We start from the raw sequence: 16,239 nt of genomic DNA on the forward strand, positions 1-16,239 counted from the left end.
TAAGCTCTTGCTCTGTTTTAGTTTTTGTTTAACAGGCCTCCCTGTGATGGCGAGTTGGGATGGCAGCTTTATAGAAGGGCTTAATGCCCATGGCACTGATGCCACAATTAATTTTTCCGGTGGAGCACTGTTATATAATGCTCCAACCAACGGTCAGTTACCCGCATCTACAGTCACAGAGGCTGATAAGTCTTGTGTATCTGATAATAAGGCTAAAAACTGTAAAGCTTCGTCCCCAATAGCAATTATTCCAAATGATCGCCTAGCCTTTAGTTTATGTACTTCTACTAGCACTGAACAAATAGGGCCTCCTACATCGGCTGCCCCCAATGTCACTGTTGAACAGGGGGAATATGGCAATATAAATTTAAGCGGCGGCAGTGATAGGACACTGACTTTCAATACGGAAAATGGCATTTACAAAATGAAGTCTCTGACGGCATCATCAGGTAAAATAGTGCTATCGTCTGGGCAGTACTGGATTGAAACCTTATCTATAAACAATGGTGTGGAATTAGAGTTTCCAACAACAGGTACAGTGACATTTTTTATTAAAAACGATTATCAGCACTACAATCTAAATTTAATAAATGAATCAGAAAGATTTATTATTTATACCTATGGCAATTTTGTGCTTAATGGCAGTGCTTTACTTAATGCTTATGTTTTTTCTGAGGGTGATGCCACTATTAGTGGTAGTGCCAGTTTGAATGGAGCATTAACAGCAAGCAACATACTGCTAGAAGGTAATAGTAGTGTCAGTTTTGGCGATAAAGTGACTAGTGTTACTACTACCCCCAATTGTACTATTGATATACCGCCTACGGAATTTCATATTCAATATGGAAAAGCGACGACTAATAGTATTACTTTTGATAAAAAATTTCCTACAGGTGTGTCCCCCTTAGTCTTTTTAATGCCGACTGTTGAGGATAGTAATAACGACGGCCCAGCATCAGTATTTATTGATAGTGTATCGGAACAAGGATTTATCTGGTCAAAAAAACAACCAGATGCACCTAGTAACCGTTATGTAGCATCAAATGAAATGCCTGAAGTTCACTGGATTGCTGTCACTCCTGGCACATATAAATTACCGAACGACACAAAACTTATCGCGGGTTCTGTTGACTACAATCAGGCTTTGTTTGGTTCGAATTCCCCCTATACTTCTGTCACTTTAGCTTTATCTTTGAAGCAAAATATCTTGTTAAATCAAATTCAAACTCAAAAGAATAATTGTTGGTTAACTAGCTCATCACAATTTTCGACGACTGGAATTGAACTCGCGTTAGATACGTCTGAGGTTTATAGCAATAGTCGATGTCGACCAGACAATTTGAACAATAGCCAAATTAAGAATGAAACTATTGGTTACTTAGTATTGGAGTCAGGCAACGGCACTATGGAGATAAATGGTGAAGAAACCACTTATCACTTTGGCCAAGCGCAAACGTTTACTGATAGTGGTACCGAAGATATTAGGGCTCAATGTAGTTATACCACGCCTTTAACTGGCTTTAAGGGAATTCCCACATTAGTTGCGGGTAAAAATAGCCGTTTAGGTGGCGATGGCGGCTGGCTTCGTCGTTGTCAGTTGACTAACGACAAAGTGAGTATGGTCGTTGATGAAGATACTTTTAGCGATAATGATCGAAAACATCGATGGGAGAATTATAGCTTTGTTGCTTTTGAAAACGTTGAGCCAGTCTTCCAATGTTTTACTGACGATTTCCAACGAACTGACCTAGGGGATGACTGGGTTGTTTCCAATAGTCGAGGCAGTTTTACTCCATCCATTGTTAGTAATCGCTTACAAGTTACTCAAGCCGCAACCAATCAAGCAACTTCGTCAACTTACCAACGGCTATTTCCTGCAGCAGACAATTTCGTCACCATAGAATTTGATCATTATGCTTATAATGGCAGCGGTGCCGATGGTATTGCTTTTGTATTGTCAGATAGCACGATTACACCTCAAGCAGGCGCTTATGGCGGACCGTTAGGTTATGGCGCTCGCTCAAATGAAGCTGGTTTTGCTGGCGGTTGGTTAGGTTTTGGTATTGATGAATATGGTAATTTTTCACGAGAAGGTGGCTCCGGTGGTCCAGGGCGCCGTAAACAATCTGTTGCAATTAGAGGGTCTGGCTCAGGCACATCTGGTTATCCTTATTTACGTGGTACTTGTTCAAATGGCACGACTAATACGAGTGGTAATTGCTTATCGCCAACTATCGATAACAACAATGTTACTCCCGCGCATCGATATCGGATCACTGTAGACTCACAAGTTGCGAATCAATCGTTAGTCAAAGTAGAGCGAAATACTGGTAGTGGTTTTGTTGAAATTATTTCCGCATTTGATGCAGCAGCCATCGCTACCCAAGCAGTGATACCAAATAACTTTTTATTATCGTTAACAGGCTCAACAGGAGGATCAACCAATAAGCATGAAATTGATAATGTGAATATTTGTGCTCTAAAATCAAATCCAGTTGGAATACAAATAGATCACTTTGAATATTCATATTCTGGCCAAGGGATCACCTGCACACCTAAAACATTGTCGATTAAAGCGTGTGCCAATGCGGATTGTACGCAGACAGAGGCCGATACCGTTACAGCAACTTTAAGCCCTGCAACAGTCACCGGTGGTGGCGGTTGGGTTGGTGGTAACGTGATAACGTTTACTGGTGGGCAAAAATCAGATTTACAACTAAGACGTAATACTCCAGGCACAGTTACTTTAGGTGTTACAGGGTCTACGCCAAGTACTAAAGCATTCAGTAAAACCTTGTGCCGTGTTAATGGTAGCGCCGCGAGTGAGGCTAACTGTGGTTTAGTGTTTGCAGACAGTGGTTTCATTTTTGATGTGCCGGATAAGTTGGCTAACAAACCAACAGGTAATGTATCCATTAGTGCAGTGAAAAAATCGGATAGTACTCTTCAATGTGTACCTACTTTTGCTAGTACAACCAAAAACGTCGGTTTTTGGAGTACTTATATTGAGCCGACTACGTTGATTAGTGGTCAATCGGTAACCGTGAATGCAACAGCTGTGGGTAAACAGAGTAGTGCAGCAACCACGCTTGCGTTGGCATTCGATGCAGAAGGAAAAGCAGATATTATTGTTAACTATCCTGATGCAGGAAGAATGCAGCTAGATGCAAAGTATACTGGCACAGGCGATGAGCAGGGGTTGATCATGTTAGGTTCAGATCAGTTTGTTAGTTTCCCTGTAGGCTTATGCGTTACCCCCAAAGATAGTGTTGCAGAGTGCTCTGCAAATATTAGTAGTACTTGTAATCGATATAAAAAAGCTGGCGAGTCATTTGATTTAATTATGCAAGGTAAAGCATGGCAAGCGGATGGGGACACAAATTACTGCGATAATGTAAATACCCCTAATTATTCCCATACTAATATTGTATTAGGTCATCAGTTGGTTGCTCCAGCCGGAGGTGTGTTAGGGGCTGTGGGATCATCGCTATACAATCATGCTGCGCAAACGACTAATAGTAATACCGTCTCTCAGTCGGTAACCGAAGTGGGCGTCTTTAGCTTTACCGCTAATCCACCGAGTAGCTATTTAGGGTCGAGTTTTTATGACATTCCATTAGCCGCATCTCCTAATATAGGTCGTTTTATACCAGACCGATTTTTAGTCAGCAGTTCAAGTGTATTGCCATCTTGCGGTAGCTTTACCTACATTGATCAACCGTTTGGTTTGACATTAACATTAAGTGCCTTGAATACCGGTACTTACGTAACTCAAAATTATCAAGGAGCCTTTGCTAAAGGTAGTGCAAGCCTTGTGGGTGAAAACATCAATAATGGTGTAGATTTGAGTGGTAGATTAAGTGCTTTACCAATAAATGCTGGTTCTTGGGCTTTGGGTGAAGCAAACGTCGGATTATCTTATCAAGCAAATTTTCGTCGTACCGTGGCACCGGCTGTGGATGGACCATTTAGTCAGTTAGCTCTTGGCGTACAAGCATTTGATAATGATGGAGCGGTGTCGTTTATTGCCTCACCTGATATGCGTGCAGACAGCAGTGCTATTTGCGCTGACAGTAACACCTGCAATGCGAAACAATTGTCGACTCAAGATTTTCGTCATGGCAGAGTGGTGATGGATAATACCTATGGCCCTGAAAATGAAATTTTACGCATGCCAACGTATGCTCAATATTGGAATGGTAGCGGCTGGATAACTAACGTCAGTGATAGCTGTACTCGAGTAGTCGATCTACTTGATGGTAGCGAAATATACGACCCATTATTAACCTCTGGTGAAACCGTTACCCGTAGTGATGGCAACAGTGCCGTGAACGTTACGATGAACAATGGCCAACTCCCCTTATTATGGCAAAACACTGGTTCTGTCGCATATCGAGGTCAAGTGACCGCACCGCTACAAGTCGAGGATTGGCTTAAGTGGTATTGGAATTGGGACCAAGTAAGTCCGACTCAGCTCTATGAGCCAAGAGCAAGTGTGTACTTTGGTCGCTACCGAGGCCATGATAAGATCATTTATTGGCGTGAGGTTAGTCAATGATCCGAATAAAAAAGCATCTCTTTTACGCTTTTTAGGATTAAATTTGACCGATTAGCATTTTTTTAGATACTTTTACAAAAAAAAACGTCAGATTAGCAATTGTTAACCTGTTCGGTCTTGTAGAATGGGGGTGTCATTGATAAAGTTAGCTGATTTTTCTTCTTCTGATTTCACAGAATACAGGCCTGATACATGTTCAAAAAGCTGCGCGGCATTTTTTCTAACGACCTATCCATCGATTTAGGTACGGCAAATACTCTTATTTATGTTCGCGATGAAGGCATCGTGTTGAACGAACCCTCAGTGGTTGCCATTCGCGGCGAACGCAATAGCAATGGACCAAAGTCAGTTGCTGCAGTCGGTAGAGAGGCAAAACAAATGCTAGGCAGAACGCCTGGTAATATTCAAGCTATTCGTCCAATGAAAGACGGCGTAATTGCCGATTTTTATGTTACCGAAAAAATGCTTCAGCACTTTATCAAACAAGTGCACAACAACAGTTTCTTCCGTCCTAGTCCTCGCGTACTCGTGTGTGTTCCGGTAGGCGCGACTCAAGTTGAACGCCGTGCTATTCGCGAATCAGCGATGGGCGCTGGTGCTCGTGAAGTTTATCTAATCGAAGAGCCAATGGCTGCTGCGATTGGTGCGGGTTTACCAGTATCTGAAGCGACCGGTTCTATGGTTGTCGATATTGGTGGTGGTACGACCGAAGTGGCGATTATTTCATTGAATGGCGTGGTGTATTCTTCATCAGTGCGTATCGGTGGAGATAAGTTTGACGATGCCATTATCAATTATGTTCGCCGTAACTACGGTAGTTTAATTGGTGAAGCAACAGCTGAGCGTATTAAACATACTATTGGTACCGCATACCCTGGTGACGAAGTACTTGAAATTGAAGTGCGCGGTCGTAACCTTGCTGAAGGTGTACCAAGAAGTTTCACCTTAAACAGCAATGAAATCTTAGAAGCATTACAAGAGCCATTATCTGGCATTGTGAGCGCGGTAATGGTTGCCCTTGAGCAATCACCACCGGAGCTAGCGTCAGATATTTCTGAGCGCGGCATGGTATTAACTGGCGGTGGTGCATTACTTCGTGACCTAGACCGTTTATTAATGCAAGAAACCGGTATTCCAGTTATGGTCGCAGACGATCCACTGACCTGTGTTGCTCGTGGTGGTGGTAAAGCTCTTGAAATGATTGATATGCACGGTGGTGATTTGTTCTCTGAAGAGAACTAATTATCAACTGCTGAGCGGCTTTGTTAATGGCATTTTATGGGTTAACAAAGTTGCGAACAATTTATGAAACCAATTTTCGTTCGTGGCGTCTCGAGTCAATTTAGATTGACACTGGCAATTATTTTGTCGGTGGCATTACTTATGACCAATAATCGCCTTGATCCAATACGCCAATCTTTATCCTCAGTATTAAGTCCTCTACAGTATTTAGCCAATGTACCAGGGGTGATGCTCGACTGGTCAGCCGAGGCTTTTGCCACCCGCAATATGCTTGAACTGCAAAACAAAGAACTGTTACGCCAACAACTGGTTATGTCAGAACGTTTACAACGTTTTGAGCATGTTCGCCAAGAAAATGAGCGTTTACGTGCATTACTCGGTTCGCCTGTGCACATGGATTCTCGTAAAATGGTGGCTGAAGTGATGGAAGTTGCCAGTGACCCATTTCGTCAATTTGTGGTATTAAATCATGGTTCACAAACCGGCATTTATGTTGGTCAACCTGTGGTTGACGCCCAGGGCGTTGTGGGACAGGTGGTGGAGGTTAGTGAGTTTACCAGTCGAGTATTGATGGTGTCAGATACCACTCATGGTATTCCGGTACGTGTTACCCGTAACGATGTGCGGGCCATTGCGAATGGCATGGGTGATATTGATCAAATTGAACTACGTCATGTGGCGAAAAGCACTGACATTATAGTGGGTGATTTATTAGTCACTTCAGGGCTGGGTAATCGTTTTCCTGAAGGGTATCCTGTCGCGCGCGTTATTAGCGTGTCGCGTGATGATGGCCAGAGTTATGCCGTAATTTATGCTCAGCCTTTGGCAGCGCTAGATCGTATTCGATACGTGTTACTGATTTGGCCTGATGAAACCAAACCGTTTACGCTGCCTAATGACGTACAAGAGTTAATAAAAGAAGCGGCAGATAAAGCCGCTGCCACTGCAAATTCTTCAGCGCCCCAACCTCAACCCGTAGAAACAACCACTACACCAGTAACAAGCGAGGTAAACCAATGAGCGCACATATTGCAAATGGTCGCTTAGTGGTATGGCTGACCTTATTCATCGGGATGATGTTTCAGATTATGCCGTTGCCAAAAATGGTAGAAGCCTGGCGACCGGATTGGCTATTGATGGTGATGATGTATTGGGCCATGGCGCTACCGCATCGTTACAGTATTCTCACTGCGTGGTTGTTAGGGGTGATGCTTGATGTGTTGTTGGGCGCTCATCTAGGGATCCGTTCATTAGCATTATCATTAGTGATTTATATTGTGGTGTTGTTGTGCCAACAGTTACGTAACTATCCTCGCTGGCAACAGTCGTTACTAGTTGCTTGTTTTATTTGTATTTATCATGCAGTGATATTTTGGGTGCAGTTTGTTGTTGTAGGCGCAGCCCCATTTAATGTGGACATGTTTTTACCCGCTATTTCGAGTTTATTTATTTGGTGGTGGGTGTTTTGGGTGTTACGCAATATGCGCCGCCATTATAAAGTACGTTAATCCTTACGCACTAAAGTGAGTATGATTTTAATGTACACTAATTAGGGTAAATAACCGATGGCATGGGTACTGGCTTCAACATCACCAAGAAGAAAAGAATTATTGGCGCAAGCGGGATTTAGTCATCTCGATTTTTCGTTTCAGCTTGTCGCACCCAACATTGATGAAACACCTTTGTTGACTGAAACGGCAGAGCAATATGTCTGTCGTCTCGCACTTGAAAAAGCCCAAGCGGGTCTAGCGCTTAGCGGTCATGTGGTTAAGCCTCAAGTTCTGGGTTCAGATACGATAGTGGTGTTAAATGGCCTGATATTAGGTAAACCAACAGATTTAAATGATGCCAAACGTATGCTGGCATTATTATCCGGTCAAACTCACGAAGTGATGACCGCGGTAGCGTTAACAGACGGTGAACACACCTTTAACCGACTATGCCGTACCCAAGTGAGTTTTTGTGAATTGTCTGCAGCAGACATAGATGCTTATGTTGCCTCAGGTGAACCGATGGACAAAGCCGGTGCTTACGGTATACAAGCTCTGGGTGGTTGTTTTGTTAAATCGATTACTGGCAGTTACTCTGCAGTGGTTGGTTTGCCGTTAGTCGAAACACGTGAATTATTAGCCTGCATGATGCAGCAAACTTAACCTTTGCTTTAATCGGTCATCTACGGTGGTACAACTGCTGTCAATATTACGATTGGAGCATGACCCGAATACTGGTGGCTTATGAACATAAAAGCACAACGTAAAAAAGGCACAGAATTACTTATCAATGTCACGCCAACAGAAGCGCGTGTTGCATTAGTCGAGCATGGTGTTTTACAAGAGGTGCATATTGAACGTCGCATGAAGCGAGGTTTGGTCGGCAATATTTACAAAGGTAAAATCAGCCGTGTCCTCCCAGGTATGCAAGCCGCGTTTGTTGATATTGGCTTAGATAAAGCTGCTTTCTTACATGCCTCAGATATTGTTCCTCATACCGAATGTGTTGCCGATGTCGAAAAAGGCAACTTTGTGGTGCGTGATATTGCTGAGCTCGTGCGTCAAGGGCAAGACATTATGGTGCAAGTGGTCAAAGACCCACTCGGTACCAAAGGCGCCCGCCTTACGACTGACATTACCTTACCCTCACGTTATTTAGTCTTTATGCCTGGTTCTAGTCATGTTGGCGTATCGCAACGTATTGAGCTTGAAGACGAACGTCAACGCCTTAAAAATATTACTCTTCCTTATGTTGATGATGACGGCGGCTTTATTATTCGTACCGCGGCTGAAAATGTGGGTGAAGATGAACTTGCTCAAGATGCGGCCTTTTTACGCCGGGTGTGGGCTAAAGTCAGCGAGCGTCGTAAGCGTAAAGGCGTCACCTTACTGTATCAAGACTTAGCCTTACCAGTGCGGATCATTCGTGATTTTGTCGGAACCGAACTTGACCATATTCAAGTCGATTCGCGTCGAACTTATGCAGAGCTGCAACAGTTTGTGCAAGAGTTTATGCCTGAAATTGCGGATAAAATTGAACATTATGCCGGCCCCGCACCTATCTTTGAATTGTATGATGTTGAAAACGAAGTTCAACGGGCTTTGGGCCGTAAAGTTGAGCTTAAGTCTGGTGGTTATTTAATTATTGACCAAACTGAAGCCATGACTACCGTCGACATCAATACCGGCGCATTTGTTGGCCATCGCAACTTAGAAGAAACCATTTTCAATACTAATCTTGAAGCCACTCAAGCAATTGCAAGGCAACTACGGTTACGCAATTTGGGTGGGATTATCATTATCGACTTTATCGATATGCTAAGTAAGGAACACCAAGCGCGGGTGCTAGAAAGCTTAAATGCAGCATTGGCGTTAGATCGCGTTAAAACCAGTGTCAGTGGTTTTTCGGGCTTAGGTTTAGTGGAAATGACCCGTAAACGTACTCGCGAAAGTTTAGAGCATGTGGTGTGTGGTGAATGCCCTTCCTGTAAAGGCACCGGCACCATGAAAACGATTGAAACCGTGTCTTATGAAATTTTTCGAGAGATTATCCGTTTAGACCGAGCATACAAAGCCGATGAGTTTTTACTGTATTGCTCGCCGGCGGTGTATATGAGCTTTAGTGGTGATGAATCGCATTTGCTGGCAGAATTAGAAGTCTACATTGGTAAGCGTATTCGTTTGCAAAATGAACCGTTATACATTCAAAGTAAATATGATGTGGTGATGATGTAGTGTCGACAACTCAGGCAGTAACTATCAACAGATTATGTTGGCAAATTTTGGCTATCGCGCTGGTGCTTTTTGCACTGGTTGTGAGCCTTATTCGTGGTTTATTGCCCCATATTCCTGAAGTACGTACTGAGTTAATCCATTATCTTGAAAGTGAATACCAATTGCATGTGCAGATGGATAAACTGAGTGCAGAATGGCAAGCTTTTGGGCCAGCACTTACCGTTAATAATTTAGTCTTACCGCCACAAGATAACTTACCGATTACCGTTATCAGCGAAAATGTGCATATCAAACTCGATTTTTGGCAATCGCTTTTCACCTTGAGCCCACAGATTGAAACGGTAGTATTTGATGGCGTTAAAGTGGCGTTAAATCTTGATGAGTTAGCGGCTAGTGATGACCAGGCTACAGTGGGCGATAAAGCTAATCTTGATTGGTTATATGGTCTGTTACTAGAACAGCTGGGACATTTTTCAATTACCGACGCGTCTTTACAACTGGTGAGTAAACAACATGCTTATCAGCCGATTTTTATCGATAATCTGCTATGGCAAAACACGGCTAATCGTCACCAAGCGCAAGGTATTATCCACGTCGATCAGCTTAAGTCGGAGCAAGAGCAATTAACATTACGCATTGACCTTACAGGGGATGGTTATCAACCCGATACTGTAGCAGGCCAGCTTTATGTTACCGCAGACTCATTAGACCTAGGTGAATGGGCGTCAAGGCAGCATACCGCTCAAACAAACACTGATAATATTGAATTTCAAGGCGTGATAAACCTCGATGCGTGGATGACATTTGCTCATCGTCAAATTCGTGATGGCATATTGGTTTTTAAACCCAGCTGGTTACAATGGCACGATGCAGACACCCAGCAAAAATTTGCAATTAACTCAGGTTCATTGCTATGGACTCTACAACCCGATGGTTGGAAAATAGACAGCCACGATTTAGATTTATCGACCAATGATCAAACTTGGCCATCATTGACATTGGCAATTGGCACTCGCGAGGGTGACTTTTTTGGTTACGCTAACCAGATTATTCCAGCGAACTTAACCCCAATGTTGCCGCTAGTGCCCGATTTGGGTAAGCAGCAAGTGAATATTTGGCAACAACTCAACCCTCAAGGGCTAATTGGGCCGATTAGGCTGTATAAACCGGACGACAAACCCTTTATCGCCAAGGTCGAGTTACAGCAATTGCAGTGGCAACCTTATCTGTCAGTGCCTGGTATTAGCCCTATTGATGCTCAATTAACCTGGGCCAATAATCAACTCGAGTTTGCCTTGCCAGAGCAGGAGTATACGCTCGATTTTAGCGGTGATTTTGGTCAACCAATTGTGCTGCGCGGCAGCCCAATTATGGGGCGTTATAATGTCGAACAACAACGCTTAACAGTACCTAATATTGAATTTATTAATGATGATATTGCCCTGCAAGCAGGTTTGAATCTTGAGTTTTCCCAGCAGACACATATGGGTTTAGCTGCTCATGTCACTATTAATGATGTCTCTCATCTTGGGCGGTATTTTCCATTAATGGCGATGAGCCCCAATTTAATCAACTACCTAAATGACGGTTTAGTGGCTGGGAATATAAACGATGCACAAGTCGTTTGGCATGGTGCATTAGGCGATTATCCTTATCAAGATAGCAGTGGAGTATTTCAAGCTGGCTTTACCCTTGATAGCGGCATCTTTAAATTCCAACCAAATTGGCCTGCCGTTAGCTCGCTCACGCTTTCCGCATTATTTGAAAATGACATGATGGATTTGCATATTGATCAGGGCAAACTCGATAACGTGGTGGTGGACGGTGCGCGAGTTTCTATTCCACATCTTGGTAAAGAATCTTTATTAAGAGTAGAAGCAGATATCACCACCGATGCACAAGCCGCCACCAAAGTGATTAATGCCTCTTCATTGCGGGGTTCTGTTGGGGCAACGTTAGATGTGGTGCAAATTCAGCGAAATATTAATACCACATTAGATCTTTCCATTCCCTTATATAAAGGGGGTGGGCAATTGATTAAAGGCCAAGTCACACTTGATAATAACCCAGTGTTTATTAACTCGCCTGGTTTAGATTTACAGGCTGTGTCAGGGCAAGTGAGCTTTGTAAATCAATTGATTGAAGGTAAGAATATTAAGGCCAGATTATTTCAACAGCCGTTAACGTTTAGCGTAAAGACCGGTAAACACAACAGCAATTTAGCATTGAATGTCGATATGCGTGGCAAATGGGATCTTGATGCTCTGCCTGCCAGTTTACATAACCCAATGACGGAAACGTACCATGGGCAGCTAGACTGGAACGGCGGGCTAACCATGATTTTTGACCCCAGTGGTTACAGCTTACAAGTCTCTGCTAATTCCGATCTTATCGGTACGTCATTGGATTTACCGATGCCTTATCAAAAATCTGCAGACGAGCCCAGAAAGCTAAGTGCGGATCTTATTGGCGATAACAAACAATCATCATTGAGCATTAAACTGGGCAATGATCTGGAGTTTTGGGGAGGATTTAATGCTGATAGTGGCAGTCAGCTTGCCTATTATGATGTCATGATTGGTCGCCACTTTAGACTAGGTGACAACTTAAATAAGCAACAAGGACATCTACATTTAGACTTGCCAAAAGTGGATTTAGCGCAGTGGCTCCCGCTCATTAATCGCTTTAGTGCCACCTCAGAACCTGAAGTGATCACCTCATCGGTACGCGACCGCATCTTAACGGCTGCAGAGCTACCTGGCGCTACAGCACAACATAATGCCACCTCTTCGATTGAAGCTACAGCCCCCGCATTCCCTAAATTAGTCGGTATTCATGCCAACATCGCTCAATTAAATGTATTGGGGCAATCATTTGATAAATTGCATTTTGATGCTCAACCCACTGAACATGTGTGGCGCGTTGACGCTGATTCGCAGCAGTTTGAGGGACGTATCGATTTTTATCCTAACTGGCGCGATCAAGGCATCAAAGTGGTCGCGAAAAAGCTGCATTTATTCCCGGTAGTGAGTGGCCCTGAAACCGTTGCGTTAGCGCCAACGTCGATGCTAGAGAATCTGCCCACTTTAGCTGTAGATGTTGATGACTTTAGCGTTAATGATTTATCACTAGGTCACTTAGTGCTGCAAGGCTTACCACATAAACAAGGCTACCAATTTCAAACTGTTTCCATCACAAAACCGACGGTAGCATTACAGGCCAACGGTTTATGGTCTGTTGAAAATGGTATCGATAAAACCCTGTTTGAGGTTAATTTACAGGCTGACAAGTTTGATGACTTATCGACGATGTTAAAAATAAACCCGGGATTGCAAGATGCACCACTGGACCTATCTGGTCAGTTATCTTGGCAAGGCGCACCTTATCACTTCGCCCTCGACACCTTAAATGGCCAACTTAAGTTTGATTTGGGCAAAGGTCATTTATCGGAAATTAGTGATAAAGGTGCCCGAGTGTTTTCGTTATTTAGTTTAGATTCGTTGTTGCGCAAATTATCGTTAGATTTTTCGGACGTGTTTGGCGAAGGTTTATATTTCAATACATTTAACGGTAACTTGACGATTGATAATGGGGTGGTTAAAACCACTGATTCTGAAATGGATGCTATTGCTGGTAATATGCGAGTAAGAGGCTACACCGACTTAACCACCCAAAGCTTAAATTATGACATTCGTTTTGTGCCGCAACTTGCGTCAAGTGTGCCAACCGTGGTGTTATTGAGTACGAGTGCATGGACCCTAGGTTTAGGCGCGTTTGCCCTAACGAAAGTGTTAGAACCGGTTATTGAAGTTATCTCTGAAATTCGTTTCCGAGTCACCGGTACCATGGACAACCCGCAGCTAGAAGAGCTTGAGCGTAAGAGTAAAGAAATCGAAATACCTAAAGCAATTTTACCGCAAGCGGACGAGACCAGTGTAGAGACGACTATTGGAGCTAAAGCCAAAGCTAACTTAAATACTACAGCTAACGTAGAAACTAAAGCTAACATAGACAGTAAAGCAGAAAATAACGTTGAGGCAGATGTTCAGCGTGGCGATAACGCTCGTGAAGCGGAAGATAAATCGCTACCAAGAAGTTCGCCATCCACGCAACTTATGCCTGGTATCGATAATTTATCTGATGTAAATCAACCGTCAGCGACTGACACTGAAGTTGATCGAATGCGCAAAACTTTAGCCGAGCCAGCAACTAACGTCGTTATGCTACCAGGAGTGAGAAATGCAAATCAGCTTATTACAATGTCAAAGCAGTCGCGATGTCAAAGCCAATCTCGCGTTTGTCGACTCGCAGCTTAAAGACTTACCCCGCGAGGCCGATGAAGCGCAATTAGTGGTGTTGCCCGAGTGTTGTTTATTGTTTGGTGGCCATGAAAGCCAGCAACTTGAACATGCTGGCAACGAGCATCAAAGTGAGCTTAAAGATGCATTAGCTGCAATGGCAAAACAATACCAAGTGTATTTTATTGCCGGCACCATTCCCATGCGTGCAGATGATGGTAGAGTCTTTAGCCGCTGTTATTTTTTTGATGATCATGGCGTCACCCTAGGTCATTACGATAAACTGCATTTATTCGATGTTGAGGTGGCAGATGGCACCAAGACTTATCGTGAAAGTGATACCTTTCATCCCGGAGATAGCATTTGTGTCATAGACACCCCTTTTGGCAAAGTCGGCTTAGCCGTTTGTTACGATATCCGTTTTGGCGATATGTTTCGAGCGTTGCGTTTAGCGGGTGCAGACTATATTGCGTTACCTTCTGCTTTTACCAAAGTCACTGGTGAAGCGCATTGGCAGGTGTTATTACAAGCCCGAGCTATTGAAACTCAATGTTATTTGTTGGGGGCGGGCCAATGGGGACAACATAACCAGGGCAGTCGAGAAACATGGGGTCACAGTATGATCGTCGACCCATGGGGCCGAGTGATTGCAGAGCAAGCCACTGAATGCGGCTGGGTACAAGCTAAAGTCGATTTAACGGAACTACGACGTATTCGTCAACAAATGCCAGTGATAGGCCATAATCGATTTATAGAACCGCAGTTGAAATAACACTGGTTGAAATAACACTGGCTTAAATAATACTGGTTTAAATAACACTGAACGAGCCTGACAGAAACCAAATTCGCAGTACGCGTTACCAATTAAAAAAGAGAGTTTTAATGCCATTTTTAACCCAAGTAGAGCAGAGTTTATTGCAAGATGGATTAACCTTAGATGGACTGCAAGGTTACTTAAATACCATTCATCAACACAATATCGATTTTTCAGACCTGTATTTCCAAGCTTGTCGTCATGAGTCTTGGGTATTAGAAGATGGCATTGTAAAAGAAGGCAGCTTTCACATTGAACGTGGAGTAGGTGTGCGCGCTATTACCGGCGAAAAAACCGGTTTTGCTTATGCTGACGAAATCACCCCAGCAGCTTTAGATGCAGCAGCAAAAGCTGCCCGCGGAATTGCCAGTGCTGGTGAGCAACATAAAGTACAAGCTTTTAAGCGCCAAACAGCCCATAAATTGTATGACAGTGCTGACCCAATAGCTGCTATGGACGAAGTGAAGAAAATCGATTTATTAAAGCAAGCCGATGCTTATATTCGTAGCCTCGACAGCCGTATTATTCAAGTCGTCGTAAGTTTATCGGGCGTACATGAAGAAATATTGATAGCCGCCAGTGACGGCACATTAGCAGCAGATATTCGTCCATTAGTGCGCTTTAACTGTAGTGTTATCTTAGAAGACAAAGGTAAGCGCGAACGTGGCAGTGCTGGTGGCGGTGGTCGTCACGATTACAGCGCCTTTTTAGCCACCGATGAAGCTGGCTTACCGCAGAGTTTTGAGTTTGCCCGCGAAGCGGTACGCCAAGCTCAAGTTAATGTACACGCTATTGATGCACCTGCCGGTGAAATGACCGTGGTGTTAGGTAATGGTTGGCCTGGTGTTTTATTGCATGAGGCAGTTGGCCATGGCTTAGAAGGCGACTTTAACCGTAAAGGCAGCAGTGCATTTAGCGGTAAAATGGGCCAGCAGGTGGCGTCTACCTTAGTGACCATCGTGGATGACGGCACCTTAGAAAATCGTCGCGGTTCATTAAGCATCGATGATGAAGGCGTGCCAAGCCAAAAAACCACCTTAATTGAGAACGGTATTTTAAAAGGTTACATGCAAGACAAGTTAAATGCCCGCTTAATGGGGCAAGAGCCTACAGGTAACGGTCGCCGTGAATCTTATGCGCATTTACCTATGCCGCGCATGACCAATACCTATATGAATGCAGGTGAGTCAAATCCAGCCGACATTATTAAGTCGGTTAAAAAAGGCATTTACGCGCCTAACTTTGGTGGCGGACAGGTCGACATTACTTCAGGTAAGTTTGTGTTCTCGGCTTCTGAAGCCTATTTGATTGAAGACGGTGAAGTGACTCAGGCGATTAAAGGCGCGACCTTAATTGGTAATGGCCCTGAAGCTATGGGACTCATTTCAATGGTAGGTAATGACTTAGCCTTAGATAAAGGTGTTGGCGTGTGCGGTAAAGACGGACAAAGCGTGCCCGTTGGTGTGGGTCAGCCTACTCTAAAAATTGATCGCCTAACGGTTGGTGGCACCGCTTAACACTAACGTTTACTGTATTGGTCACTCACTGAGTGTTTATGCTCAGTGAGTTATGGTGATCTACACTGTGATCACTATCTTATGT

Annotated in this window: 9 protein-coding genes; all 9 read left to right on the forward strand. The window is 43.7% G+C overall.

Annotation, left to right across the window (positions count from 1 at the left end; genetic code table 11):
* The first annotated feature begins 46 nt into the window (after window positions 1-46).
* Entirely contained in the window at window positions 47-4,558 is a 4,512-nt protein-coding gene (locus AAEY97_RS10035; RefSeq protein WP_350998587.1) for a DUF6701 domain-containing protein, read from the forward strand.
* Window positions 4,559-4,750: 192 nt separating this feature from the next.
* Window positions 4,751-5,800 carry a rod shape-determining protein gene (locus tag AAEY97_RS10040; RefSeq protein ID WP_011639153.1) on the forward strand — a complete coding sequence of 350 codons (1,050 nt, stop codon included), beginning with the start codon at window positions 4,751-4,753 and terminating at the stop codon, window positions 5,798-5,800.
* A gap of 63 nt (window positions 5,801-5,863) precedes the next feature.
* Complete coding sequence (gene mreC, locus AAEY97_RS10045; protein ID WP_101087684.1) at window positions 5,864-6,820, forward strand: rod shape-determining protein MreC; 957 nt, start codon at window positions 5,864-5,866, stop codon at window positions 6,818-6,820.
* Entirely contained in the window at window positions 6,817-7,308 is a 492-nt protein-coding gene (gene mreD / locus AAEY97_RS10050; RefSeq protein WP_011639151.1) for a rod shape-determining protein MreD, read from the forward strand. The genes mreC and mreD overlap by 4 nt, the downstream gene beginning before the upstream one ends.
* 57 nt (window positions 7,309-7,365) lie before the next feature.
* A complete protein-coding gene (locus AAEY97_RS10055; RefSeq protein WP_350998590.1) occupies window positions 7,366-7,953 on the forward strand; it encodes a Maf family protein in 588 nt (195 codons plus the stop codon).
* Between the two features lie 81 nt (window positions 7,954-8,034).
* A complete protein-coding gene (rng, locus tag AAEY97_RS10060; RefSeq protein ID WP_059747760.1) occupies window positions 8,035-9,525 on the forward strand; it encodes a ribonuclease G in 1,491 nt (496 codons plus the stop codon).
* On the forward strand, window positions 9,525-13,841 hold the full coding sequence (locus AAEY97_RS10065; RefSeq protein WP_350998593.1) for a YhdP family protein: 4,317 nt from the start codon (window positions 9,525-9,527) through the stop codon (window positions 13,839-13,841). Before rng ends, AAEY97_RS10065 begins: the two co-directional genes overlap by 1 nt.
* Entirely contained in the window at window positions 13,765-14,595 is an 831-nt protein-coding gene (locus AAEY97_RS10070) for a carbon-nitrogen hydrolase family protein (RefSeq protein WP_101087681.1), read from the forward strand. Before AAEY97_RS10065 ends, AAEY97_RS10070 begins: the two co-directional genes overlap by 77 nt.
* Before the next feature lie 110 nt (window positions 14,596-14,705).
* A complete protein-coding gene (tldD, locus tag AAEY97_RS10075; RefSeq protein WP_101087680.1) occupies window positions 14,706-16,154 on the forward strand; it encodes a metalloprotease TldD in 1,449 nt (482 codons plus the stop codon).
* The last annotated feature ends 85 nt before the right edge of the window (window positions 16,155-16,239 follow it).

Source organism: Shewanella sp. TB7-MNA-CIBAN-0143, assembly GCF_040310065.1.
In the GTDB taxonomy this organism is placed as follows: Bacteria; Pseudomonadota; Gammaproteobacteria; order Enterobacterales; family Shewanellaceae; genus Shewanella.